Below are 24,893 nucleotides of genomic sequence, written 5' to 3' on the forward strand. Positions count from 1 at the left end.
GTACCACGGTGACCACCACGTACGATTTCTGGCTGGCCGGCCGCCGGGCGAGCGGCGACGCCGACTTCGAGGTGCACAACAGCTGGGACGGCCGCCTGGTCGGCAAGGTGAGCGTCCCCACCGAGGCTCAGGTCGAGGAGGCGCTGGACGCCGCCGTGGCCGCGCTGCCGGTGTTCGCCGCGACCCCCGCGCACGTGCGGTCCGCCGCGCTGGACCACGTGGCCCGGCGGCTGACCGAGCGCACGGAGGAGATCGCCCAGCTGATCACCGCCGAGAACGGCAAGCCGATCAAGTGGGCCCGCGGTGAGGTCGGCCGTGCCGTCTCCGTCTTCCGCTGGGCCGCCGAGGAGGCGCGCCGCACCAACGGCGAGACCATGCGGCTGGACACCGACCCGGGCGGCGTGGGCCGTTTCGCGGTGGTGCGCCGCTTCCCGCGCGGTGTGGTGCTGGGCATCGCCCCGTTCAACTTCCCGCTGAACCTGGTCGCGCACAAGGTCGCCCCGGCGATCGCGGTCGGTGCGCCGATCATCCTCAAGCCGGCCCCGTCGACCCCGCTCTCCGCGATGGTGCTGGGCGAGATCCTGGCCGAGACGGACCTGCCGGCCGGTTCCTGGAGCGTCCTGCCGGTGCCGAACGACCGGATGCCGGCGCTGGTGCAGGACCCGCGCCTGCCGGTGATCTCGTTCACCGGTTCGGACAAGGTCGGCTACCAGATCATGGACTCGGTGCCGCGCAAGCACACCACCCTGGAGCTGGGCGGCAACGCGGCGGCCGTGGTGCTCGCGGACTGGTCCTCCGAGGCGGACCTGGACTGGGCGGCCACCCGGATCGCGATGTTCGCCAACTACCAGGGCGGCCAGTCCTGCATCTCGGTGCAGCGGGTGATCGCCGACGCGTCCGTCTACGACGCGCTGGTGGAGAAGGTCGTCGCCAAGGTCGCGGCGCAGGTCACCGGTGACCCGAACGACGACGCGACCGACGTCGGCCCGCTGGTCGACGAGAACGCGGCCAAGCGGGTCGAGTCCTGGGTGGACGACGCGGTGGCCAAGGGCGCGAAGCTGCTCGCCGGCGGTACCCGTGAGGGCGCGACCTACGCCCCGACCGTGCTGGCGGAGCTGCCGGCCGACGCGATCCTGGCCAAGGCCGAGGTGTTCGGCCCGGTCCTGTCGCTGCACCGGGTGGAGAGCACCGACGAGGCGTTCGCCGCCGTCAACGACTCGCCGTTCGGCCTGCAGGCGGGTGTGTTCACCCACGACCTGCAGACCGCCTTCCGGGCTCACCGGGAGCTGGAGGTCGGCGGCGTGATCATCGGTGACGCGCCGTCCTACCGTGCCGACCAGATGCCGTACGGCGGCGTCAAGGACTCCGGCGTCGGCCGTGAGGGCGTCAAGTACGCGATGGACGACTACACCGTCGAGAAGGTCATGGTCCTCACCGGCCTCGACCTCTGATCGAACCGGTTCGGGTCGGATCCGATCGGACCGGCCCGGTCCGCGCGAAGGGCCCGGCAGCGCACAGCTGCCGGGCCCTTCGCGTGTCCGCGGAACGGACGGGGCTGGGATCAGTCGCGGCCGGCGGCGGCCGCGACGGCCTCCTCGACGGTCGCGTCGCCGGCGACCAGTTCCAGGGTCTGCCCGGCGGTGGCCGGTTCGTGCAGCAGGGCGGCGAGGACGGCGGCGACGTCCTGCCGGTCGACCGGGCCGCGACCGGTGGAGGGGGCGAGCCGGACCAGGCCGGTGCCCGGGCCGTCGGTGAGCCGGCCGGGGCGCAGCACCGTCCAGTCGAGCGTGGTGCGGGCCCGGACGGCGTCGTCGGCGGCGCCCTTGGCCCGCAGGTAGGTCTCGAAGACCTCGTCCTCGGGGTACGCCGCCGAGGCGTCGGCGCCCATCGAGGAGACGATCAGGTAGCGGCGGACGCCGGCCAGTTCGGCGGCGTCGGCGAGCAGGACGGCGGCGTCCCGGTCGACGGTGAGCTTGCGGTCGGCCCCGCTGCCCGGTCCGGCTCCGGCGGCGAAGACCACGGCGTCGGCGCCGGTGAGCAGGTCGGCGAGTGCGGCCGGGGTGGCGGTCTCCAGGTCGAGCAGCAGTGCTTCGGCTCCGGCGGCGGCCAGGTCCTCGGCCTGTTCGGGGCGGCGGATGATGCCGGCGGGCCGGTCGCCGCGGTCGGCGAGCAGCCGTTCCAGCCGGAGCGCGATCTGTCCGTGGCCTCCGGCGATGACGATTCGCATGGTTCCGACGGTAGCCCGGCGCCGGTCCGGCGTCCTGGCGAGCCGCGGCCGGGCGTCGACCGGGCGTCGACCGGGGGCCGGCGTCGAGGAGTGGTGCCCCGGTGTCCCCGGGAGGTGGTCGGCACCGGGGGAGCGGCGGCCCGGCGTCCCGGGGAGGCGGCCGGGCAGGACACAATGGGCCCATGACTTCGCTCGCCCACCCGCAGCTGCGGTTCACCCCCGAGGTGAACGACCCCTCCGGCCCCCGGGAGCTGGTGATCCTCGGTTCCACCGGTTCGATCGGTACCCAGGCCATCGACGTGGTGCGCCGCAACCCGGACCGGTTCCGGGTGGTCGCCCTGTCGGCGGCCGGCGGCCGGGTGGAACTGCTCGCCGAGCAGGCCCTGGAGCTGGGGGTGCACACCGTGGCGGTGGCCGACCCGGCGGCTGAGCCGGCGCTGCGCGAGGCGCTGGCCGCCAAGGCGGCGGGCCGGCCGCTGCCGGCCGTGCTGGCCGGTCCGGACGCGGCGACCGAGCTGGCGGCGCTGGAGTGCCACTCGGTGCTGAACGGCATCACCGGTTCGATCGGTCTGCGGCCGACGCTGGCGGCGCTGCGGGCGGGCCGGGTGCTGGTGCTGGCCAACAAGGAGTCGCTGATCGTCGGCGGTCCGCTGGTGAAGGCGGTGGCCCGGCCGGGCCAGATCGTCCCGGTGGACTCCGAGCACGCGGCGCTGTTCCAGGCGCTGGCGGGCGGCACCCGGGCGGAGGTGCGCAAGCTGGTGGTGACGGCGAGCGGCGGCCCGTTCCGCAACCGCAGCCGGTCGGAGCTGGCGGGGGTCACCCCGTCGGACGCGCTGGCGCACCCGACCTGGGCGATGGGCCCGGTCGTCACGATCAACTCGGCGACCCTGGTGAACAAGGGCCTGGAGGTGATCGAGGCGCACCTGCTGTACGACGTGCCGTTCGACCGGATCGAGGTCGTGGTCCATCCGCAGTCGGTCGTCCACTCGATGGTGGAGTTCGCGGACGGGTCCACGCTGGCGCAGGCGAGTCCGCCGGACATGCGGATGCCGATCGCGCTGGGCCTGGGCTGGCCGGACCGGGTGCCGGACGCGGCGCCGGGCTGTGACTGGACCAAGGCGTCGACCTGGGAGTTCTTCCCGCTGGACGACGAGGCCTTCCCGGCGGTCGAGCTGGCCCGTGAGGTGGGCACGCTGGGCGGGACGGCCCCGGCGGTGTTCAACGCGGCCAACGAGGAGTGCGTGGAGGCCTTCCTGGGCGGTCGTCTCGCCTTCACCGGAATCGTGGACACTGTTGCGAAGGTCGTGGCGGAGCACGGACAGTACGACGGTGGACGGGCGGCGGGAACTTCGCTGACGGTCGAGGACGTCCTGCACGCGGAGGACTGGGCGCGCGCCCGGGCCCGCGAGCTGGCGGCCGGCTGACGGTCCCCGCCGGGACCCGGACGACCGGTACGACGACAGGATGAGCGGAGCGGCATGACGGAGGAGCAGCGGTGGCAACGGTGATGACGGTGGTCGGCATCCTGGTCTTCGTACTGGGGCTGCTGTTCTCGATCGCCTGGCACGAGCTCGGCCACCTCTCCACGGCCAAGCTGTTCGGCATCCGGGTGCCGCAGTACATGGTCGGGTTCGGCCCGACGGTCTGGTCGCGACGCAAGGGCGAGACCGAGTACGGCCTCAAGGCGATCCCGCTGGGCGGGTACATCCGGATGATCGGGATGTTCCCGCCCGGTGCGGACGGGCGGATCACCCAGCGCAGCACCTCGCCCTGGCGGACGATGATCGAGGACGCCCGGGAGGCCTCGTACGAGGAGGTCAAGGAGGGCGACGAGAGCCGGCTCTTCTACACGCGCAAGCCGTGGAAGCGCGTGATCGTGATGTTCGCCGGCCCGTTCATGAACCTGCTCCTCTCCTTCGGGCTCTTCCTGACGGTGATGATGGGCTTCGGTGTCTCGATGGCGGTGCCGACCATCGGCACCGTGTCGGAGTGCGTGGTGAAGGCCGGGCAGCCCACCGACACCTGCCCTGCGGACGCGCAGCCGGCGCCGGCGTTCCAGGCGGGGCTGAAGCCGGGCGACAAGGTGATCTCCTTCGACGGCGACCGGATCGGCGACTACGAGCAGCTCCAGGCCGACATCCGGAAGTCGGCGGGCAAGCAGGTGGCGCTGGTGGTGGAGCGGAACGGGGAGCAGCTCACCCTGCGGCCGACCATCGCCGTCAACGACGTGCAGAAGTACGACGCCGACGGCCTGCCGGTCAAGGGCGAGACGGTGCGGGCCGGCTTCCTCGGCTTCACGCCGACCAGCGGGATCGTCCAGCTGGGCTTCGGGCAGTCCCTCGACCGGATGTACGACATGGCGGAGAACGGCGTGGAGTCGCTGGCCGCGCTGCCCGGCAAGATCCCGGGCCTCTGGCACTCGGTGGTGGACGGCGCGCCGCGCGAGGCCGACTCGCCGATCGGCATGGTCGGTGCGGCCCGGGTGAGCGGTGAGGTGTTCGCGCTCGACATCCCGGGCAGCCAGCGGGTCGCCTACTTCGTGAACCTGCTCGCCGGGATCAACCTGTCGCTCTTCCTCTTCAACATGCTGCCGCTGCTGCCGCTGGACGGCGGTCACATCGCGGGCGCGGTCTGGGAGTCGGTCCGCCGCCGGTTCGCACAGCTGTTCCGGCGGCCCGACCCGGGCCCGTTCGACGTGGCCCGGCTGATGCCGCTGGCGTACGTCGTGGCCAGCGTGTTCATCGGCTTCACCCTGCTGGTGCTGGTCGCCGACCTGGTGAACCCGGTCAAGATCAGTTAGCCCGTCGGGGCCGGTGGGTGCACGGGTGCCGGTTCCGGTGCCGTACCGTTGGAGCCCGGGTGCGCGATCGTCGGCGCGCCCGGGTTCGGCCGTCCCAACGACCGGGCCGACCACACCTCAACCCCGGGGAACCCTGCGCACATGACCGCGATCTCGCTCGGTATTCCGTCTCTGCCGCTCAAGCCGCTCGCCAAGCGCCGGGTCTCCCGTCAGATCATGGTCGGCAACGTACCCGTCGGCGGCGACGCCCCCGTCTCGGTGCAGTCCATGACCACGACGGTGACCTCGGACATCAACGCCACGCTGCAGCAGATCGCGGAGCTCACCGCCTCCGGCTGCCAGATCGTGCGGGTCGCCGTCCCCTCCCAGGACGACGCGGACGCCCTGCCGATCATCGCCAAGAAGTCGCAGATCCCGGTGATCGCCGACATCCACTTCCAGCCGAAGTACGTCTTCGCCGCGATCGACGCCGGCTGTGCGGCGGTGCGCGTCAACCCGGGCAACATCAAGGCGTTCGACGACAAGGTCGGCGAGATCGCCAAGGCCGCCAGGGCCGCCGGCGTGCCGATCCGGATCGGTGTCAACGCCGGCTCGCTCGACAAGCGCCTGCTGGAGAAGTACGGCCGGGCCACCCCCGAGGCGCTGGTCGAGTCCGCGCTCTGGGAGTGCTCGCTCTTCGAGGAGCACGACTTCCGCGACATCAAGATCTCGGTCAAGCACAACGACCCGGTCGTGATGATCAACGCCTACCGCCAGCTCGCCGCCGCCTGCGACTACCCGCTGCACCTCGGTGTCACCGAGGCCGGCCCGGCCTTCCAGGGCACCATCAAGTCCGCGGTCGCCTTCGGCGCGCTGCTCGCCGAGGGCATCGGCGACACCATCCGGGTGTCGCTCTCCGCCCCGCCGGCCGAGGAGATCAAGGTCGGCAACCAGATCCTGGAGTCGCTCGGTCTGCGCGAGCGCGGCCTGGAGATCGTCTCCTGCCCGTCCTGCGGCCGCGCCCAGGTCGACGTCTACAAGCTCGCGGAGGAGGTCACCGCCGGCCTGGAGGGCATGGAGGTGCCGCTGCGCGTCGCCGTCATGGGCTGCGTCGTCAACGGCCCGGGCGAGGCCCGTGAGGCCGACCTCGGCGTCGCCTCCGGCAACGGCAAGGGCCAGATCTTCGTCAAGGGCGAGGTCATCAAGACCGTCCCCGAGTCGAAGATCGTGGAGACCCTGATCGAGGAGGCCCTCAAGCTCGCCGAGCTGATGCAGGCCGAGGGCGTCGAGGCCGGCGCGCCGACCGTCACCGCCGGCGAGTGACCGGCCCCGGTGCGCGGTAGTCCGTCGCAGTTCTTCCGGAAGCGGGGCCGTCCGTGCGCGGACGGCCCCGCGGCCGTTGCCGGGTGGGGCCAGGGAGTAGGGTGCGGCCAGAGTCGTCTCAGTAAGGTGCTGTCTCGATGCTTGATCGAGGTGTGATGCTCCCCAGCTCGTTCCAGGCCGCCCGCGCCCTGGCGACCACCCGCGTTCTGGAGCCGTCGGACCTCGCCGACGCCCTCGCCGTGCTCCACCGCGACCCGGTCGCCAACGCCTTCGTGGCCACCCGGGTGGAGGCCGTCGGTCTCGACCCCTGGCGCCTCGGCGGCGAGATGTGGGGCTGGTACGACGAGCACGGCGACCTCGACGCGCTCTGCTACGCCGGGGCCAATCTCGTGCTGGTCGACGCCGGGCCGCAGGCCGTCCAGGCGTTCGCCGAACGCGCCCGCCGCCAGGGCCGCCGCTGCTCGTCGATCGTCGGGCCGGCCGGCCCGACCGCCGCCCTGTGGGCCCTGCTGGAGCGCAGCTGGGGCCCGGCCCGCGAGGTCCGCGCCCACCAGCCGCTGCTCGCCACCTCCGTGCCGTCCGCCGAGATCTCCCCCGACCCGCTGGTCCGGAGGGTGGGGCGCAACGAGGTCGAGACGCTGATGCCGGCCTGCGTCGCGATGTTCACCGAGGAGGTCGGGGTCTCCCCGCTGGCCGGTGACGGCGGACTGCTCTACCAGGCCAGGGTCGCCGAACTGGTCGCCTCCGGCCGCTCGTTCGCCCGTTTCGGCGAGGACGGCGAGGTGGTGTTCAAGGCCGAGATCGGGGCCGTCACCGAGGGCGCCTGCCAGGTCCAGGGCGTCTGGGTCGCCCCCGGGCACCGCGGCCGCGGGCTCTCCGAGACCGGCATGGCGGCCGTCCTCGACATCGCGCTGCGCGAGGTCGCCCCGGTCGTCTCGCTCTACGTCAACGACTACAACCTGCGTGCCCGCGCCGCCTACCGCCGGGTCGGCTTCCGCGAGGTCGGCGCGTTCATGAGCGTGCTGTTCTGACCGGCCCGGTCCGGCGGGCCGCGGTGCCGCGGACGGCTGTTCCCCGCCCGGCCCGCGCGCCGGCCGGGCGGGTAGTAACGTCCGGGTCATGGATCAGCTGACCGGGGTGACGATCGAGGCCATCGACCTAGCGGCGTGGGCTCCGCAGGCGCTCGATGTCCAGGCGGTGGCGTTCGGGCTGACGCCCGAGGAGGTCATGGTCCGGCTGCACATCGTCGGCCGGCACGCCCAGCAGCCCGGGGTCGTCGCACTGGGCGCGCTGAGCGGCGGCCGGCTGGTCGGCTTCGGCTACGGGATGCCCAACCGGCGCGAGCACTGGTGGAGCTCCGTCATCGAGCCCTACCTGGTCGCCCGCGGCCACGGCGACTGGCTGGACGGCGTGTTCGCCATCACCGAGCTGCACGTCCTGCCGGAGTTCCAGGGCCGGGGGGTCGGCTCCGCGCTGATCCGCACCCTCTGCGAGCGGTCCGGCCTGGACCGCAGCATCCTCTCCGCGATCGACGCCGAGACGCCCGCCCGACGGCTCTACCGCGCGCTCGGCTACCGGGACCTCGCCCGCGCGGTGCACTTCCCGAACACCGACCGCCTCTACGCGGTGATGGGGGCCCGCCTGCCGCTGCAGGCGCCGCCCGGGCGGGCTCAGAGCGCGCCCGCGAACTCCAGGTAGAGCTCGGCGTCGGGCCGGCGTCCGGCCGCCAGGGCGTCCAGCCCCAGCTCGACGGCGCGCACCAGCGTCCAGCCGCGCAGCCGTTCGCGGTCCACTTCCAGCGCGTCGGCGAGCTGGTGCAGCCGGCGCCGGACGGCCGCCGGGACGCCCGGTGAGCCGACCAGGGTGTCCGCCCGGTCCAGCGTCAGCCGGGCCAGGTCGTAGGCGCGTTCGCCGGCCAGCGGCCGCGGGTCGATCGCCAGCCAGGGCGCGCGGTCGGCGGCGAGCACGTTGCCGTGGTGGAAGTCGCCGTGCAGCAGGAACTCCTCGGCGGCCGAGGCGGTCAGTCCGTCGGCGGTCTCCAGCGCCTCGGCGACGAGGGCGTCGGCCTCGGCGGCGCCTGGCAGTTCGCGGTGGCGGCGCAGGGCCGCGGCGGTGCCCGCCGTGTGGTCGGCGAGGACGGGGAAGGGGTGCTCCCCGGGGAGCGGCACCCAGAGCCGGTGCAGCAGGCTGGTCGCCTCCAGCATCGCCTTCGGCTCGGCCAGCGAGCGGAGCGGGATCTCGCCGTGCAGCCGCTCCAGCAGCAGCACCCCTTCGGCCGGGTCGGCCTCCAGCAGCAGGACGGCGCCGCGGCCGGCCCAGGCGGCGAGGGCGTCGGGCTCGCGGGCGGTCTCGGGGGTGCGCAGGCCCACCTTGAGGACGGCGGGGGAGAGGTCGTCGCGGTGCACGTAGGCGACCAGGCTCAGGCTGCCGCCCGGGTCGAGGACCCGCTCCAGCGTGAGGTCCCGGCCGGCGAGCTGCGCGGCCACCCGCTCGGGCAGCTCCGCCAGCCAGCGCCGCCCCTCCTCGCCCCGTCCGGCGGCGCTCCGCGCCAGCCACTCGGGGACGGTGATCTGCCCTGGTGCTGCCGACATGCTGGCCTTCCGGTAGCCGTTCCCCCGTGGTGTTACCCGTCCATTGTCGGTCATGGGGGCGAAACCGCAGGTCAGTGGAGCGGACGGGGGAAGGGCCGGAGCAGCCCGGCCGCGGGCCGGGGGAGGCCGGCCCGGGGGTGGAGGCGCAGGTCAGCGCCGCCGGGAAGGGCGGGGCCGGGGCGGGCGGTGAGCGGCGGGGCGGGCCCGGGACGGTGGGGCGGGTCAGGTGGTGGGGGAGGCCGCCGGGGTCGGGGAGGTGCTTCCGCCGGCCGTCGGCGACGCGGTCGCGGCGGGGTCGGGGAGGCCGGGGAACGGGGTGGGGGCGGCGCCCCAGCGGCGGGCCCGGAGGGCGCACTCGCGCAGTGCGTCGGTGGCGGTGGTCCGCTGGGCGCCGGGGACGGCGGCGACCAGGTCGGCGTAGACGGTGGTGAGCCGGGTCTCGACGTGGGCGGCGAGGCGGGCGGCGCCGGCCGCGTCGGTGACGGGGAAGGGCAGCTGGTAGCCGGCCGCCGCGGCGCCGGGGGTGGCGCCGGCCGCGCCGAGCAGCCGCTGCCAGGCGTCGCGGCGGGTCTGGTGGGCGGCGAGCGCGGTGCGGGCGTCGGTGCGCTGCTGGTCGTCGGGCAGGCGGGCGCCGACCACGCCGTAGCCGTAGATCGCGGCGTGCTCGGCACCGAGCGCCGTCTGGAACGCGGCGACCGTCTCCGCGCCGGCGGCCGGGGTGCCGGCGGGGGAGCTGCCGGCGGCCGGGGTGCCGGGTGCGGACGGGGCGGCGGAGCCGGACGCGCTCGTGGCGGGCCCCGTGGGCGGGTCGGTGGGCGCCGGGGCCGGCACGGTCGGCGGCGGGCTGTCGCCGAGGGCGACGGCGTGCAGCACCCCGGCGGTGGAGACGGAGGCGAGCAGCCGGGCCAGCTGCGGGGAGGCGGCGCCGAGGTCGGCCAGCCGGGCCTGGGCGGTCTGCCGTTCCAGCGAGGCGAGCGTGGCGGCGCTGGTCACCGCGGAGCCGGGCGCACCGGGGGACGCCGCGGAAGCGGAAGCGGAGGCGGACGCAGCGGCAGAGGCAGCAGCGGAGGCGGAGGCGGTGGCCGGGGGAGTGGCGGACCCGGAGCCGGAGGGGCCGACCGGGGTCTCCGGCAGCCCGGCGGACAGCGCGGCCCGGTGCTGGACCACCTCGGCCCGCAGCGGCTGGAGCTGCGCCGCCTGCCCGGCGCCCGCTCCGGCGAGCAGCGCGTCGTACCCGGCGAGCAGGGTGTCGGTGGCGGCGACGGCGCGCAGCCGGACGGGCTCGTCGGGGTCGGGGCGGCGGCGCTCGCCGGCGGTGCCGGGGCCGGTGCCGGGCTCGTCGGTGCAGGCGGTGAGGGCTCCGCCGGCGGTGAGGAGCAGCCCGAGGGCCAGGAAGGTCCGTCGGCTGGGCGGCTGCATCGGCGTCACTCCGGGGCGTGTACGGGAGGACGGCCTGCCCGCCTGCCCTCATTGGCGTGAATGATTACAGAATCCTCACGTCCCCGGGCGCGGATTCCGTTGCCGGCCCGGCCGCCGGTCCGGTGTGACCTTGCTCGCACCGCCGCCGGGCCGGGCGGCCGCGCACCGTCCGGAATCGGTGGTTGGGCGCTTCACCGGCTAGGCTTTGGGCCGAGCTGCCGCGACCCGGTGTGCGCCGGACCGGCGCCCGGGGGTGCGGGGCGCCCTTCCGACAACAGCACACGCGGCCGAGGAGTCCACCCGGATGAGCACCACCCACACCGACCGGCTGCGTGCGTTGCTGGAGCCGCTGGCCGCGCAGGCGGGCCTGGATCTGGAGGACGTCAAGGTCACCCAGGCGGGCAGCCGCCGCCAGGTGCAGATCGACGTGGACGCCGACGGCGGCGTGGACCTCGACGCCATCGCCGAGTTCAGCCGGGTGGTCGGTGCGGCCCTCGACGAGTCGGACGTGATGGGCGCCGGCGCGTACGTGCTGGAGGTCGGTTCGCCGGGTGCCGAGCGCCCGCTGGGCGCGCCGCGGCACTGGATCCGCGCCGAGGGCCGACTGGCCAAGATCCACCTGGTCGACGGCGGGGAGATCGTCGCCCGGGTGCTGTCGGCCGACGAGGACGGCGCGCTGGTCGAGGTGCAGCCCGTGAAGGGCCGCGGCCGGCCCAAGGAGCGCCGTCTGGAGTACACCGAGGTCGACCGGGCGCGCGTCCAGGTGGAGTTCAACCGCAAGGACGAGGAACTCCTCGACGCGGCCCCGGACTTCGCGGACGACTCCGAGGACGCGGACGACGTCCCGGCGGCCGGCTCCTCGGAGGAGGGGGAGGACGGTGCGGAGTGAGGACCTGCGCACCGACCGCACCATGATGAACGTGACGAAAGACGAGGAGGCGTAGCCGTGGACATCGACATGAGTGCCCTGCGCGCGCTGAGCAGCGAGAAGAACATCCCCTTCGACCTGGTGGTCGAGTCGATCGAGTCGGCCCTCCTCACCGCGTACCACCGCACCGAGGGCTCGCGCCGCCGCGCCCGGGTCGACCTCGACCGGAAGTCCGGCCACGTGACCGTGTGGGCCACCGAGGACCCGGCGGAGCTGGACGAGGGCGTCGAGCCGAAGGAGTTCGACGACACCCCGAGCGGCTTCGGCCGGATCGCGTCCAGCATCGGCATGCAGGTGATGCTGCAGCGGCTGCGCGACGCCGCCGACGACCAGACCTTCGGCGAGTACGCGGGCAAGGAGGGCGACATCGTCACCGGTGTCGTCCAGCAGGGCAACGACCCGAAGAACGTGCTGGTCGACATCGGCAAGCTGGAGGCCATCCTGCCGCCGCAGGAGCAGGTCCCGGGCGAGGACTACCGGCACGGCACCCGTCTCAAGTGCTACGTCGTGGCGGTCCGCCGGGGCGTCCGCGGCGCTTCGGTGACGCTGTCCCGGACCCACCCGAGCCTGGTCAAGAAGCTGTTCGCGCTGGAGGTCCCGGAGATCGCGGACGGCAGCGTGGAGATCGCGGCGATCGCCCGCGAGGCCGGCCACCGCACCAAGATCGCCGTGTGGTCGCGCCGTCAGGGCCTGAACGCCAAGGGCGCCTGCATCGGCCCGATGGGCTCCCGGGTGCGCGCCGTGATGGGCGAGCTGCACGGCGAGAAGATCGACATCGTCGACTGGTCGGAGGACCCGCGGGAGATGGTCGCGGCCGCGCTGTCCCCCGCGCGGGTGACCAGTGTGGAGATCGTGGACCTCCAGCAGCGCTCCGCACGGGTGATCGTGCCGGACTACCAGCTGTCGCTGGCGATCGGCAAGGAGGGGCAGAACGCCCGCCTCGCCGCCCGTCTCACCGGCTGGCGGATCGACATCCGCCCGGACACCGAGGGCCAGTCCGAGGGCCGCCCCGAGGGCCGTTCCGAGGCCGGTGGTCGGGAATCCTCGGGCGAGTAGCAGCGTTGTAGATGCCTCCCGCCGGTCCTCCCCGGATCGGCGGGGCGGCGCCATGTCCCTTCGGAGGGGTAGACTTGCCTTTGTCTGGCCGGACGCATGTCCGAGCACGCCCGGAACGCACCTGCGTGGGCTGCCGCAAGCGCGCGGCCAAGCACCAGCTGTTGCGTGTCACGGCGGTCGAGGGCGTCTGCGTCCCCGATCCCCGTGGCGCACTGCCGGGCCGGGGCGCACACCTGCACCCCGAACCGGCCTGCCTCGACCTCGCGGTCCGCCGCCGGGCGTTCCCCCGGGCCTTCCGGCTCCAGGGCGCGCTCGACACCGAGCGGCTCCGCGAGTACATCGGGGAACGGGCGGGCGACACCCCGGAGCCCTGAGCTTCCCAGGCCAGGTCCGGTGGGGCACCCCCTCGTAACGGCCGCCGCTCGCGCGGCGGAGAACCACCGCAACAAGCACGGCAGACGGGCAGCCGCACGCCGTGCCACCAGTCAGGTACCTCGCGATGTGGAAGTAGGTCGAGATTGCGATGAGCACTCGATGAGTACGCGATGAGTACGCGATGGGTACGCCCATGAAGTAGCGACGGTCCGGCGGACGAGACCCCCCGGACTCATAGACAGGAGTGAAGTGGCTAAGGTCCGGGTTTACGAACTCGCCAAGGAGCTCGGTTTGGAGAGCAAGGCCGTGATGGCCAAGCTCACCGAGTTGGGTGAGTTCGTCCGTTCGGCGTCCTCGACCATCGAGGCGCCGGTCGTACGCAAGTTGACTGACGCGCTGGGAGTGGCCCCCACCGGTGGTGGTTCCGCTGCCAAGCCGGGCCCGCGGAAGCCCGCGGCGCCCCAGCCCGCCGGTGGCTCCGCCGCCGGTGCGGCCGCACCCAAGCCGGGTGCGCCCACCCCGGGTCCGCGCCCTGCCGCGGCTCCGGCCCCCCGTCCGACCCCGGCCGCCGCGGCACCCGCCGCCCCGGCCGCCCCCGCCGCGCCGAAGCCGGCCGGCGGCGCCCCCGCTCCGGGCCCGCGCCCGGCGCGTCCGGCCGCTCCCGCGGCCCCGGCCGCCCCGGCGGCCGAGTTCTCCTCGCCGGCCCCGGCGTCGGGTGAGACCCAGGCTCCGCGCCCGGCCTCGCAGGCCCCGCAGGCCGCCCGTCCGGCCGGCGGCGCCCCCGCCGGCGGCGGCGCCCGTCCGGGCCCGCGCCCGGCCGGCCCGCGTCCGGGCAACAACCCCTTCACCTCGGGCAGTGCGACCGGCATGGCCCGCCCCGGTGACCGTCGTCCGGCCGCGCCCGGTGCGCGTCCGGCCGGTCCGGGCGGCCAGGGCGGCGACCGTCCGCGCCCCGGTGGCGACCGTCCGCGTCCGGGTGCCGGTGCGCCCGGTGGCGGCGCTCCCCGTCCGGGTGGCGACCGTCCGCGTCCGGGTGCCGGTGCGCCCGGTGCCGGTGCCCCGCGCCCCGGTGGCGACCGTCCGCGTCCGGGTGGCGGCGCTCCCGGTGCCCCGGGTGCCGGTGCCCCCCGTCCGGGTGGCGCCCCGCGTCCCGACGGCATGCCGCGTCCGGCCGGCCCGCGTCCGACCCCGTCGGGCATGCCGCGTCCGAACCCGGGCATGATGCCCCAGCGTCCGGCCGGTCCGGGCCCGCGTCCCGGCCCGGGTGGCCGTGGTCCGGGTGGCCCCGGTGGCCGTCCGGGCGGTCCGGGTGGCGCCGGTGGCGCCCGTCCCGGCTTCGCCGGTCGTCCGGCCGGTCCGGGCTCGCGTCCGGCCGGTGGCGGCTTCGGCGGCCCCCGTCCCGGTGGCGGTGCCCCCGGTGGCGGCGGTGGCTTCGGCCCGCGTCCCGGCGGCTTCGGCGGCCGTCCCGGCGGCCCGGCCGGCCGTGGTGGCACGCAGGGTGCCTTCGGCCGTGGCCCCGGTGGCCGTCCGGCCCGTGGTCGCAAGTCGAAGCGGGCGAAGCGCCAGGAGTACGAGGCCATGCAGGCCCCGTCCGTCGGCGGTGTGATGCTGCCTCGCGGCAACGGCCAGACCGTTCGCCTGTCGAGCGGCGCCTCGCTGATGGACTTCGCGGAGAAGATCAACGCCAACCCGGCCGCGCTCGTCTCCGTCATGTTCAACCTCGGTGAGATGGTCACCGCGACCCAGTCGGTCTCCGACGCCACGCTGCAGCTGCTGGCGGACGAGATGGGCTTCGTCCTGGAGATCGTCAGCCGGGACGACGAGGACCGCGAGCTGCTGGAGTCGTTCGACATCGACTTCGGTGCCGACGAGGGCGACGAGGACCAGCTGGCCGCGCGCCCGCCGGTCGTCACCGTCATGGGTCACGTCGACCACGGTAAGACCCGCCTGCTGGACGCGATCCGCAAGTCCAACGTGGTGGCCGGCGAGGCCGGTGGCATCACCCAGCACATCGGTGCCTACCAGGTGGCGACGACGGTGAACGGCGAAGAGCGCCCGATCACCTTCCTCGACACCCCGGGTCACGAGGCGTTCTCCGCCATGCGTGCCCGTGGTGCCAAGTCCACCGACATCGCGATCCTGGTGGTCGCGGCCAACGACGGTGTCATGCCGCAGACGGTCGAGGCGCTGAACCACGCCAAGGCCGCGGGTGTGCCGATCGTGGTCGCCGTCAACAAGATCGACGTCGAGGGCGCCGACCCGACCAAGGTCCGCGGTCAGCTGACCGAGTTCGGTCTGGTGGCCGAGGAGTACGGCGGCGACACCATGTTCGTCGACATCTCCGCGCGCCAGGGTCTCAACATCGACCAGCTGCTGGAGGCCGTGGTCCTCACCGCGGACGCCTCGCTCGACCTGCGGGCCAACCCCGACCAGGACGCGCAGGGCATCGCCATCGAGGCCCACCTCGACAAGGGCCGCGGCGCCATGGCGACCGTGCTCGTGCAGCGCGGTACCCTCCGCGTCGGCGACTCGATCGTGGTCGGCGACGCCTACGGCCGCGTCCGCGCGATGCTGGACGAGAACGGCAACAGCCTCGCCGAGGCCGGCCCGTCCCGCCCGGTGCTGCTGCTCGGTCTGACCTCGGTGCCCCGCGCCGGCGACAGCTTCATCGTCGTCGACGAGGACCGCACCGCCCGCCAGATCGCCGAGAAGCGCTCGGCCCGCGACCGCAACGCCGCCTTCGCGCAGCGTCGGGTCCGGGTGTCCCTGGAGGACCTGGACAAGGCCATCGCCGCCGGCTCCATCGAGCAGCTCAACCTCATCATCAAGGGTGACGTCTCCGGTTCGGTCGAGGCCCTCGAGGACGCCCTCGTCAAGCTGGACGTGGGCGAGGAGGTCGAGCTCCGGGTCCTGCACCGCGGTGTGGGTGCCATCACCGAGTCCGACGTGGACCTGGCGATGGGCTCGGACGCCATCATCATCGGCTTCAACGTGCGCGCGGAGGGTCGTGCGCGCGCCGCGGCCGACAAGGAAGGCGTGGACGTCCGGTACTACTCGGTCATCTACCAGGCGATCGAGGAGATCGAGAACGCCCTCAAGGGCATGCTCAAGCCGGAGTACGAGGAGGTTCGCCTCGGCTCCGCGGAGATCCGCGAGGTGTTCCGCTCCTCCAAGTTCGGCAACATCGCCGGTGTCCTGGTCCGCGAGGGCCTGCTGCGCCGCAACGCCAAGGCCCGCCTCATCCGCGACGGCAAGGTCGTGGCGGAGAGCCTCACCATCGAGGGTCTGCGCCGCTTCAAGGACGACGCGACCGAGGTCCGCGAGGGCTTCGAGGCCGGTGTCACGCTCGGGTCGTTCAACGACATCAAGGTCGACGACGTCATCGAGACCTACGAGATGCGCGAGAAGCCGCGCGCGTAAGCGAGTGGTGTCCGGGGCCGGTCGACGGGTGGAATTCCCGTCGACCGGCCCCGGTCTCGCTGTGTAGGGTCCTGGGGTGCCGGGCAATCGCCGGCACCAGCCCGGTCAGGGCTGTCCCCGAGGCCTTCAGGTCGGCGAGACCTGTCACACATGTTCGTGGGAACACTCACCTTCGACCTGCTCCTGGGCGACGTCCACTCGCTCAAGGAGAAGCGGTCGATCGTGCGGCCCATCGTGGCCGAACTGCAGCGCAAGTACAGCGTGTGCGCTGCCGAGACCGGGAACCAGGATCTGCACCGCAGGGCCGAGATCGGCCTCGCGGTGGTGTCCGGCGAGGCCGGGTACGTCACCGAGGTCCTGGACAGCTGTGAGCGGTTGGTCGCCGGCCGCCCCGAGGTTCAGCTGCTCTCCGCCAGGAGGCGCTACCACAACGACGACGATGAATGAGATCTGCGGAGCAGGCCGGCGCGAGTCGCCGTTCTCACACAGATCAGGACCGAGAGCGCCCACAAGGCTGGGCGCGGGCCGGTACTTTGGGGCAGGGGCCCCGACGGGCGAGCAGCATGCCCGAGTACCCGGCCCACTGCACGAGGAGGCAACGTGACCGACACCGCAAGGGCGCGCAAGCTCGCCGACCGCATCCAGGTGGTCGTCGCCCAGACCCTGGAGCGACGGATCAAGGACCCCCGGCTGGGGTTCGTGACCATCACCGACGCGCGGGTGACCGGCGACCTGCGCGAGGCCACCGTCTTCTACACCGTCTTCGGTGACGAGACCGAGCGCGAGGCCACGGCCGCCGCGCTGGAGAGCGCCAAGGGCGTGCTCCGCTCCGAGGTCGGCAAGCAGACCGGGGTGCGCTTCACCCCGACGCTGACCTTCGTCGCGGACGCACTGCCGGAGAACGCCCGGAACATCGACGACCTGCTCGACCGGGCCAGGGCCATCGACGCCGCGGTGCGCACCACGGCCGCGGGCGCGGCCTACGCCGGCGACGCGGACCCGTACAAGGTCCCGGCGTCCGAGCGTGACGACGAGGACGAGTAGTCATGGCGGGTGAGCCGGCGGAGGCCGGTTCGACAACCGGTACGACCACGGCCGGTACGGCCACGGGGGCATCCTCCACCGACACGGTGGAGGGTGCCCTCGCGGTGCTTCCGGGGCCGCGCGCCGAGGAGAGCGGCTTCGAGCTGGTCTGGCAGCAGGTGGTGGCGGAGATCGGGCGGGCCCGCTCCGTCGACCTGGTCTGCCACATCTGCCCGGACGGCGACGCGCTCGGCTCGGCCCTGGCGGCCGGGCTGGCGCTGCGCGGCCTCGGCAAGGAGGTGCGGGTCTCCTTCGGCGACGACCCGCAGGTCGTGCCCGAGTCGCTGGCGTTCCTGCCGGGCCAGGAGCTGATCGTGCCGGCCTCCGAGGTGCCCGACACCCCGGAGCTGGTGCTCTGCTTCGACGTGGCCGCGGAGAGCCGGCTCGGCCTGCTGCACGGCAAGGCCTTCGCCGCGCCGGTGCTGGTGGTCTTCGACCACCACGCCTCCAACCCCGGCTTCGGCACCCACCAGCTGATCGACCCGGGCGCCCCGGCCACCGCCGTCCTGGTGGACGAGCTGCTGCGCCGGCTCGGCGTCGAGCTGGACCAGGACCTGGCCACCTGCCTCTACACCGGGGTCGCGACCGACACCGGCTCGTTCAAGTACCGGGCCACCACGCCCGCCACCCACGAACTCGCCGCCCGGCTGCTGGCCACCGGCATCCGGCAGGACCTGATCTCCCGGCAGCTGTGGGACACCTCCTCCTTCGGCTACCTCAAGGTGCTGGCGGGCGCGCTGGACCGGGCCGTCTACGAGCCGGAGGCGGCCCACGGGCTCGGCCTGGTGTGGACCTGGGTGCCCTACCAGGACCTGGTGCTGTTCAGCGTCACCGTCGAGGAGATCGAGGGCCTGATCGACATCCTGCGCCGCCCGGCCGAGGCCGAGGTGGCGCTGGTGCTCAAGCAGGACCCGGACGGCACGCTGCGCGGCTCCTCGCGCTCCAAGGGCGCGGTGGACGTCGCGGCCGCCTGCACCGCGCTCGGCGGCGGCGGGCACACCTTCGCGGCGGGCTTCTCCGTCCGGGAGGACGTCGCCGCCGTGGTGGAGCGGTTCCGGGCCGCGCTGCGGCCCGTGTAGGCCGCGTCGGGTGGACCGGCGCGGACCCGGGCCGGTCCACCGGACGCGGCCCAGGCCGCCGGGGGGCGGCGTGCGGTGCACCGGTGCGGTGGAGCCGTGCGGCGGCCCTCCGCGGCGGCGGCCGGGCGGCGGACCCGCGCACGCGACCCGTGCGGTCGGTGCGCGTGGTCGGCCGCCCGTGTAGTTGACCATCCTCAGAGAAAGAACCCGATGAAGCGCAAAGGCACCGGTCCGGACGGCCTGGTCATCGTCGACAAGCCGGAGGGCATCACCTCGCACGGGGTGGTCGCCAAGCTGCGGTGGCTGGCCGGGACGCGGAAGGTCGGCCACGCCGGCACCCTCGACCCGATGGCCACCGGCGTGCTGGTGATCGGCGTCGAACGGGCCACCCGGCTGCTCGGACACCTGATGCTGACCGCCAAGACCTACGAGGCGACCATCCGGCTCGGCCAGACCACCGTCACCGACGACCGGGAGGGCGAGGTCACCGCCTCGACCCCGGCCGACGCGGTGCGCCGGGAGGACATCGACGCCGGGATCGCCGCGCTCACCGGCGAGATCATGCAGGTGCCGTCCAAGGTCAGCGCGATCAAGATCGACGGCAAACGGTCGTACGCGCGGGTGCGCGAGGGCGAGGACTTCGAGCTCGCCGCCCGGCCGACCACGATCCACTCCTTCACCGTCCACGAGCAGCGCGCCGCCGTCGCCGAGGACGGCACGCCGGTGGTCGACCTGGACGTCACCGTGGAGTGCTCCTCCGGCACCTACATCCGGGCGCTGGCCCGCGACCTCGGCGCCGGGCTCGGCGTCGGCGGGCACCTGACCGCGCTGCGGCGCACCAGGGTCGGCCCGTATGGGGTGGAGTCGGCGCGGACCCTGGAGGAGCTGGAGGAGGCGGTCACCGGGGGCGCCGGGGCGCCGCTGGAGGTGCTGCCGATCGGCGCGGCCGCGGCGGCCGCGTTCCCGCGCTGGGACCTCGACGCCGACCAGGCGAAGCAGCTGTCGCACGGCGCCCGGCTGAAGGCGCCCGGGCTGGGCGTGGACGGGCCGATCGCGGTGTTCGGGCCGGACGGCGGGTTCCTCGCGCTGGTGGAGGAGAAGGGCGGCCAGGCCAAGCCGGTCGCCGTCTTCGTGGGCTGAGCCGGAGCGGTCCGCTGGCGGGGCCCCGGGAGCTGTCGGCTCCCGGGGCCCCGCCCTTTCCGTGCGCGGGGCTCGCGGCGGGTGGGGTTCCTTCGGGCGGGCTGCGGCCGGGTGCGTGCGCGGGTGCGGGCTCGTGCGCGGGCTCGTGCGCGGGCGTGGACGCGGGCGCGGGGGCCGGGACGGGGGCGGGTGGGGGCCGTTGGGGCCGGAAGTTCACCCGCACGGGGGAGCGCGCGAGGTGAACGGCGGTCGTGAACGGCGTGGGCACGGTCGGTCCGCACCCGTGCCGGGCAGGCTCCCGGGCGGCGAGCAGGTCGCCGCGACGCGTCCACTCCGGGGCCGGCCGGCCCTGCCGGGAGGGCTGCACGAATGCCGGGACTGCTGGGTTTCCTGGGCTTGCCGGCGGACGACGGGGCGGCGGGCGACCCGGGCCGCCGACTGCTGCGGATCCGCGACCGGGACGGCCGGCCGCGCGGACTCGGCTTCGTGGTCGACCCGCAGGGCACCGTCCTCACCGCTCACGAGACCGTCGCCGGCCTCGACCGGATCGTCCTGCACACCCCGGGCGGCCAGACCCGTGTCCTCGGCCCGGACCACGTCCGGGAGCTGCCCGGGCACGGCCTCGCCCTGCTGCGCACCGACACCGTCGGCGGGGTCCCGGTGCCACCGCTGCCGGTCGGGGCGGTCCCCGGGGCGGAGGCCGGGGACGTGCTGCTGGTGCCCGTACCGGTCTGGGCGGACGGCCGTGCCGACGGGCGGACGGTGCTGCTGCGCTGCGGTGTGGCCGTGACCACCGGCGCCGTCTACGGGTGGGCGGACCGCTTCCACCTGATCGGCGGCGCCCTGCGGCTCGACGTGCCGTCACCCGGCGGCGCGGCCGCGGTGCCGGCCGGCGCGCCGGTGCTGGACGCCCGCAGCGGCGCGGTGGTCGCCGTGGTCGCGCCCGCGCTGCGCGCCCCCGGCAGGCCGGGCCCGCCGCTCGCCGTACCGGTGGCGCCGGCGGGGACGGCCGCCGGCGGTGGCAGTGGCGGGGACGACGGGGACGGCGGGACGGAGCTGGCCGGGGCACTCGCCCGCAACGCGGCCGGTGTGCCGGCGTACGGCAGCGCGCTCAACCTGGCCGGGGTGCTCCGGCTGGCCTCGGCCCAGCTGGCCGCCGCCGGTGCGGGGCCCGGGCGGGTGGCCGCGCTGGCGGCCGACCGGGTGGACCGGCCGGACGGGCTGGGGGAGTGGCCCGGCGGCGACGGCGGCGACGGCCGTGACGACGGTGGCGGCCGTGCGGGCGGTCCGCTCGGGGACGCGGCCGGGGCGGGGGTCGTCGCGCTGGTGGGGGCGCCCGGATCGGGCCGGAGCACCGAGCTGGCGGCCCTCGCCGTCCGGCGCGGCGGAGGGGAGCACCCGAGGCCCACCCTCTGGCTGCGCGGCGCCGACCTGGGCGCCGGGGGCGACTCGCTCCCGGACGCCGTGGAGCGGGCGCTCGCCGCCGCCGCGGCGGAGCTGGAGAGCCCGCCGCCGCCCGGGCCGGGCGAGGTGGCCGCGCTCTGCGCGGCGGCCGGCCGGCCGCTGCTGGTGGTGCTGGACGGGCCCGAGGAGGCACCGGCGCCGCTCGACGCCGACTGGCTGCGGGCGGCCGCACGGTGGCTGGGCGCCTGCGGCGCGCGACTGCTCACGGCCTGCGGGGAGGAGGCCTGGGAGCGGCTGGCGCCGGGCGGCGGCGAGGGGGAGTTCCTGGTCCCGGTGGGCGAGCCGGACCTCCCGGCGCCCGGGCCGGGCGGTGCGGGCTGCTCCGGCCCGGAGGGCGAGCCGGCGGCCCGGTACGACGAGCCGGCGGCCCGGTACGGCGGGACGGCGCCGGCCGCCCTCGCCGTCCGGGTCGTGGTCCGCCGGCTGGGGCCGCTCCCGGCCGAGGCGGCGGACCGGGTCCGCCGCCGGTACGGGCTGCCGCCGGGCTGGCCGGAGGACGCGGACGCCCGGCACCCGCTCGCGGTCCGGCTGGCCGGGGAGCTGTGGGCGGAGGGCCTGCGCGGGGAGCCCGCCCGGCGCGGCGAGCTGTTCGCCGCCCACCTCGACCTGTGCTGCCTGCGGGCCGCCCAGCGGCTCGTCGAGGACGGCCGGCCCCGTCGGCCGGGCGCCCACCGGCGGGGCGCCGTCCGCCCGGCCGGGCACGGGCGGGTACGGCGGCTGGCGGCGGCGGTGGCGGGCCGGGTGCACGAGGCGGCCCGCCGGATGCTCGGCGCGGAGCCGGGCGGACTGGGCCGGGCGGCGTTCGAGGAGCTGTTCCCCGCCGCCGGCGGCTGGGCCGCGGCCGTCCTGGCGGAGGGGTTGTTCGTGCCGGCCGGGCCCGGCTACCGCTTCGCGCACGGCGAGTTCGCCGACTGGCTGCAGGGCCTGCACCTGGACCTCGACGCGGCGCTGCGGCTGCTGCTCGGCGAGACCGAGGACACCCGCCCCTCCGGGGAGGTCCGGGCGGTGCCGCGCTGCCGGGTCGGCCCGGTGGCCGCCGCGCTCCGGCGGCTCGCCGACACCTGGGGCGCGCCGGCGCTGGACCCGTGGCTGCACCGGATCTGGCGGGCCCTGGACCTGCGCCCGCCCGGCAGCGAACCCGGCTGGTGGGCCGGGCGGCTGCTCACCGCGGGCCTGGCCGCCAGCCCGGACCTCGCCGAACACCGGGCACTGCTCGGCCAGTTGGCCGACCGGATCGTCGAACGCGCCGCGGAGGCAGGCGGGTTCGAGCAGCTCCCGGCGGCCGGGCTCGGCCGGTTCGGACCGGCGTTCTGGGCCGGCCTCGGCCTGCCCGTCGATCGCGAACTCGCCCTCTACCGGCGGCTGGTGGCCGCCGACGGCCCCGACCGGCGGTTCCTCGCCGCGGTGGCCGGCCGGCTCCGCGCAGACACGTCCGCTGTCCTCCCGCTGCTCTGTGCCTGGTTCGACGATCCGCGCGGCCTGCCCGCCCGCCCCGGCGGCACCGTCGCCGACCTCGCCCACGACCTGCTGTACGCCCACCGCGCCCTGGCCCTGGACGAGTTGACCGAAGCGCTGGCCGGAGCGGCGCACCCGAGGGCGGACGCGCTGCTCGCCGTCCTGGCCGCCGAGGAGCCCTCGGCGCTCTGCCGGGCGGTGGACCGCTGGAGCCACGACCCGCGGCCCGAACGCCATGTCGCCGCCGCCGTGCACGCGCTGCGCGTCGCCCCGTACGCGAGCGGTGCCGGGCCGGAGCTGCTCCGGTTCACCGCGCTGGCCCTGCTGGCCCGGGAGGACGAGCCGGCCCTGCACGGTGCCGCGCTCGCCCTGCTGGTCCGGGACCCGCGGACCCGGGCGGCCCACCTGCCGGCGGCGCTGGCCGCGTACCGGAGCGGGGAGGACCGCTTCCTGACCGCGCAGGCGCTGGCCCCCGCCCTGGAGAGCGACCCGGAACCGGTCCTGGCCGCGCTCGCCGCCCGGCTGGACGGGCCGGAGCGGGGGGCCCGCCCCGAACGGCCGGTCGCCGGGGCACCGCTCGCGGGACCGTGGGTGGCGGGGCCGTCGGTCGCGGGGCCTTCGGCCACCGGGGCACCGCTCCCCGGGGCGTCCGTCGCCGGGCCGCCGGTCGCCGGGACGCTCCGGGTGCTGGCGGACGCCCGGTCACCACTGGCCGTCCGGCGGGGCGCCGAGCTGGCGGCCCGGCTGCTGCGCGAGCGCCCGGCGCTGGCCGGGCCGGTGGCCGTCGACTACCTGGGCCGCCGGCTGGCCGGCGGGGCCGTCGAGGGCGCGGTCGCCCGGCTGGAGCTGCGGGTGCTGCTGAGCAGCGGGCTGGCCGCCCGGGCCGCGGCCGTCCGCAGGCCGTTCGCCGAGGTGCTGTCCCGCCCGGTGGCCGACCCGGTGGCGGACGCCCTGCGCTGCGAGCTGCTGGACACCCTGCTGGCCACCGAGGGCGACCCGGAGGTGCTGGCCGCCGCCGTGGCCGCGCTCGCCGAGCACTGCGCGGCCGAGCGGCCGGCCCGGGCCAGGTCGGTGCTGGTCCGGGCGGCTGCCGGGCTGCCGGACGCGGACGGGCTGCTGGTGCGCTGCGCCGGCCGGTCGGCGGCGTTCGCGCAGCTGCTGGCACGGTGGCCGGAGGACGGCCGCCCCGCCCGCCCGGGCGGTCCCCGGCTGGACCGGTTCCGTGCCCTGGTGGCGGCGGGCCGGGATCCGCAGTACGCGGCAACCGACGCGGAGCGCCGGGCGGCGCCGGGCGCCGGGTCGACTGCGCGGCCGGCCACGAGGTGGCCCGCGACGGCGGGCTCGACGGCGGGCCGGGCGCCGGGTGCGGGGCGGGCCCGGGGGCGCTCCGGACACCCGCCGCCGGGGCCCGGCACCCGGCCGTGCGCCCAACCCGCCTTCCGGTGCCGAACTCCGGACAGGCGCATGGCACGCTATAGGGGTTCGGGTTTTGAGCGTTTGAGCGTACAGAAGGTACGCGTCGTACGGAACAAGGAGCGGTCAGGGTGCAGCGCTGGCGTGGCCTGGAGGAGATCCCCGGTGACTGGGGACGCAGCGTCGTCACCATCGGCTCGTTCGACGGAGTGCACCGCGGACACCAGCTGATCATCGACCGGGCGGTCGAGCGCGCCCGCGAACTCGGTGTCCGCTCGGTCGTGGTCACCTTCGACCCGCACCCCAGCGAGGTGGTCCGCCCGGGCAGCCACCCGCCGCTGCTGGCCCCGCAGCCCCGCCGTGCGGAGCTGATCGAGGAGCTCGGCGTGGACGCCGTCCTGGTGCTGCCGTTCACCACGGAGTTCTCGAAGGAGTCCCCGGAGGAGTTCTTCCGGCAGGTGCTGGTGGACGCCCTGCACGCGTGCCTGGTCGTCGAGGGGCCGAACTTCCGCTTCGGCCACCGGGCGGCCGGCGACGTCGCGCTGCTTGCCGAGCTGGGCCGGGCGGCCGACTGCGGCGTCGAGGTGGTCGACCTCCAGGTGCGCGGGGCGGCGGGGGACGGCGAGCCGTTCTCCTCGACGCTGACCCGGCGGCTGGTCGCGTCCGGCGACGTGGCCGGGGCCGGCGAGGTGCTGGGCCGCCCGCACCGGGTGGAGGGCGTGGTGGTGCGCGGCGCGCAGCGCGGCCGCGAGCTGGGCTACCCGACCGCCAACGTGGACACCGTGCCGCACAGCGCGATCCCGGCCGACGGGGTCTACGCGGGCTGGCTGACGGCGGACGGGGAGCGGATGCCGGCGGCCATCTCGGTCGGTACCAACCCGACCTTCGACGGCACCGCCCGGACCGTCGAGGCGTACGCCATCGACCGGGTCGGGCTGGACCTCTACGGGCTGCACGCGGCCGTGGACTTCCTCGTGTACCTGCGCGGCATGGAGAAGTTCGACTCGATCGAGGCGCTGCTGGACCGGATGGCCGACGACGTGAAGCGGTCGCGCGAGCTGACCGACGCCGGCTGATCCGCCCGCCCCGCGCGCGAGGGCCCGCCGACTCCGGTCGGCGGGCCCTCGCGCATGTCCGCGGT

The 24,893-nt window shown here is 75.4% G+C and carries 19 protein-coding genes; 16 read left to right on the forward strand and 3 right to left on the reverse strand.

The features are described from left to right. The first annotated feature begins 8 nt into the window (after window positions 1-8). A complete protein-coding gene (locus AC067J_RS38925) occupies window positions 9-1,451 on the forward strand; it encodes an aldehyde dehydrogenase family protein (protein ID WP_478307527.1) in 1,443 nt (480 codons plus the stop codon). A gap of 110 nt (window positions 1,452-1,561) precedes the next feature. Here AC067J_RS38925 and AC067J_RS38930 read toward each other — a convergent pair whose 3' ends face one another. Then, window positions 1,562-2,227, reverse strand: a complete 666-nt coding sequence (locus AC067J_RS38930; RefSeq protein WP_478307528.1) for an NAD(P)H-binding protein — start codon at window positions 2,225-2,227, stop codon at window positions 1,562-1,564. A gap of 182 nt (window positions 2,228-2,409) precedes the next feature. On the opposite strand from AC067J_RS38930, the gene dxr reads away from it, so the two are divergent. The 5 genes from dxr to AC067J_RS38955 all read left to right on the forward strand — a co-directional run bounded on the left by dxr (window position 2,410) and on the right by AC067J_RS38955 (window position 8,027). Beyond that, window positions 2,410-3,651 (forward strand): 1-deoxy-D-xylulose-5-phosphate reductoisomerase, encoded by a 1,242-nt coding sequence (gene dxr, locus AC067J_RS38935; RefSeq protein ID WP_478307529.1) that lies wholly within the window; start codon window positions 2,410-2,412, stop codon window positions 3,649-3,651. A 71-nt stretch (window positions 3,652-3,722) separates the two neighbouring features. Beyond that, on the forward strand, window positions 3,723-5,027 hold the full coding sequence (locus AC067J_RS38940; protein ID WP_478307530.1) for a M50 family metallopeptidase: 1,305 nt from the start codon (window positions 3,723-3,725) through the stop codon (window positions 5,025-5,027). A 141-nt stretch (window positions 5,028-5,168) separates the two neighbouring features. Next, the gene (gene ispG / locus AC067J_RS38945) at window positions 5,169-6,329 is read left to right on the forward strand and encodes a flavodoxin-dependent (E)-4-hydroxy-3-methylbut-2-enyl-diphosphate synthase (protein WP_478307531.1); all 1,161 of its coding nucleotides are present in this window, start codon (window positions 5,169-5,171) and stop codon (window positions 6,327-6,329) included. Between the two features lie 155 nt (window positions 6,330-6,484). Further along, the gene (locus tag AC067J_RS38950; RefSeq protein WP_478307564.1) at window positions 6,485-7,360 is read left to right on the forward strand and encodes a GNAT family N-acetyltransferase; all 876 of its coding nucleotides are present in this window, start codon (window positions 6,485-6,487) and stop codon (window positions 7,358-7,360) included. 88 nt (window positions 7,361-7,448) lie between these two features. Beyond that, window positions 7,449-8,027: a GNAT family N-acetyltransferase gene (locus AC067J_RS38955; RefSeq protein ID WP_478307532.1), complete on the forward strand. Its 579-nt coding sequence runs from the start codon at window positions 7,449-7,451 to the stop codon at window positions 8,025-8,027. Here the strand turns inward: AC067J_RS38955 and AC067J_RS38960 are convergent. Both AC067J_RS38960 and AC067J_RS38965 read right to left on the reverse strand, forming a co-directional pair. Further along, window positions 8,000-8,920: an aminoglycoside phosphotransferase family protein gene (locus AC067J_RS38960; RefSeq protein WP_478307533.1), complete on the reverse strand. Its 921-nt coding sequence runs from the start codon at window positions 8,918-8,920 to the stop codon at window positions 8,000-8,002. The two genes, AC067J_RS38955 and AC067J_RS38960, sit on opposite strands and share 28 nt — an antisense overlap. Window positions 8,921-9,142: 222 nt before the next feature. Then, window positions 9,143-10,339, reverse strand: a complete 1,197-nt coding sequence (locus AC067J_RS38965; protein ID WP_478307534.1) for a ferritin-like domain-containing protein — start codon at window positions 10,337-10,339, stop codon at window positions 9,143-9,145. A 304-nt stretch (window positions 10,340-10,643) separates the two neighbouring features. Between AC067J_RS38965 and rimP the strand changes: the two genes are divergently transcribed. From rimP to AC067J_RS39015, 10 genes are all read left to right on the forward strand, one after another. Then, window positions 10,644-11,228 (forward strand): ribosome maturation factor RimP, encoded by a 585-nt coding sequence (rimP, locus tag AC067J_RS38970; protein ID WP_478307535.1) that lies wholly within the window; start codon window positions 10,644-10,646, stop codon window positions 11,226-11,228. A 57-nt stretch (window positions 11,229-11,285) separates the two neighbouring features. Continuing rightward, window positions 11,286-12,323, forward strand: a complete 1,038-nt coding sequence (nusA, locus tag AC067J_RS38975; protein WP_478307536.1) for a transcription termination factor NusA — start codon at window positions 11,286-11,288, stop codon at window positions 12,321-12,323. Between the two features lie 80 nt (window positions 12,324-12,403). Further along, window positions 12,404-12,697: a YlxR family protein gene (locus AC067J_RS38980; protein WP_327683838.1), complete on the forward strand. Its 294-nt coding sequence runs from the start codon at window positions 12,404-12,406 to the stop codon at window positions 12,695-12,697. 250 nt (window positions 12,698-12,947) lie between these two features. Continuing rightward, window positions 12,948-16,118, forward strand: a complete 3,171-nt coding sequence (gene infB, locus AC067J_RS38985; protein WP_478307537.1) for a translation initiation factor IF-2 — start codon at window positions 12,948-12,950, stop codon at window positions 16,116-16,118. Between the two features lie 150 nt (window positions 16,119-16,268). After that, the gene (locus tag AC067J_RS38990) at window positions 16,269-16,565 is read left to right on the forward strand and encodes a DUF503 domain-containing protein (RefSeq protein WP_030289887.1); all 297 of its coding nucleotides are present in this window, start codon (window positions 16,269-16,271) and stop codon (window positions 16,563-16,565) included. 153 nt (window positions 16,566-16,718) lie between these two features. Continuing rightward, window positions 16,719-17,162, forward strand: coding sequence for a 30S ribosome-binding factor RbfA (gene rbfA / locus AC067J_RS38995; protein WP_478307538.1), 444 nt, complete (start codon window positions 16,719-16,721; stop codon window positions 17,160-17,162). A gap of 2 nt (window positions 17,163-17,164) precedes the next feature. Beyond that, window positions 17,165-18,280 (forward strand): DHH family phosphoesterase, encoded by a 1,116-nt coding sequence (locus AC067J_RS39000; RefSeq protein WP_478307539.1) that lies wholly within the window; start codon window positions 17,165-17,167, stop codon window positions 18,278-18,280. A 210-nt stretch (window positions 18,281-18,490) separates the two neighbouring features. Then, a complete protein-coding gene (gene truB / locus AC067J_RS39005) occupies window positions 18,491-19,420 on the forward strand; it encodes a tRNA pseudouridine(55) synthase TruB (protein WP_478307540.1) in 930 nt (309 codons plus the stop codon). Window positions 19,421-19,789: 369 nt separating this feature from the next. After that, on the forward strand, window positions 19,790-23,983 hold the full coding sequence (locus tag AC067J_RS39010; protein WP_478307541.1) for a trypsin-like peptidase domain-containing protein: 4,194 nt from the start codon (window positions 19,790-19,792) through the stop codon (window positions 23,981-23,983). Continuing rightward, window positions 23,884-24,828, forward strand: a complete 945-nt coding sequence (locus AC067J_RS39015) for a bifunctional riboflavin kinase/FAD synthetase (protein ID WP_478307542.1) — start codon at window positions 23,884-23,886, stop codon at window positions 24,826-24,828. The genes AC067J_RS39010 and AC067J_RS39015 overlap by 100 nt, the downstream gene beginning before the upstream one ends. Window positions 24,829-24,893: the final 65 nt, after the last annotated feature.

Source organism: Kitasatospora sp. NPDC042419 (assembly GCF_056437345.1).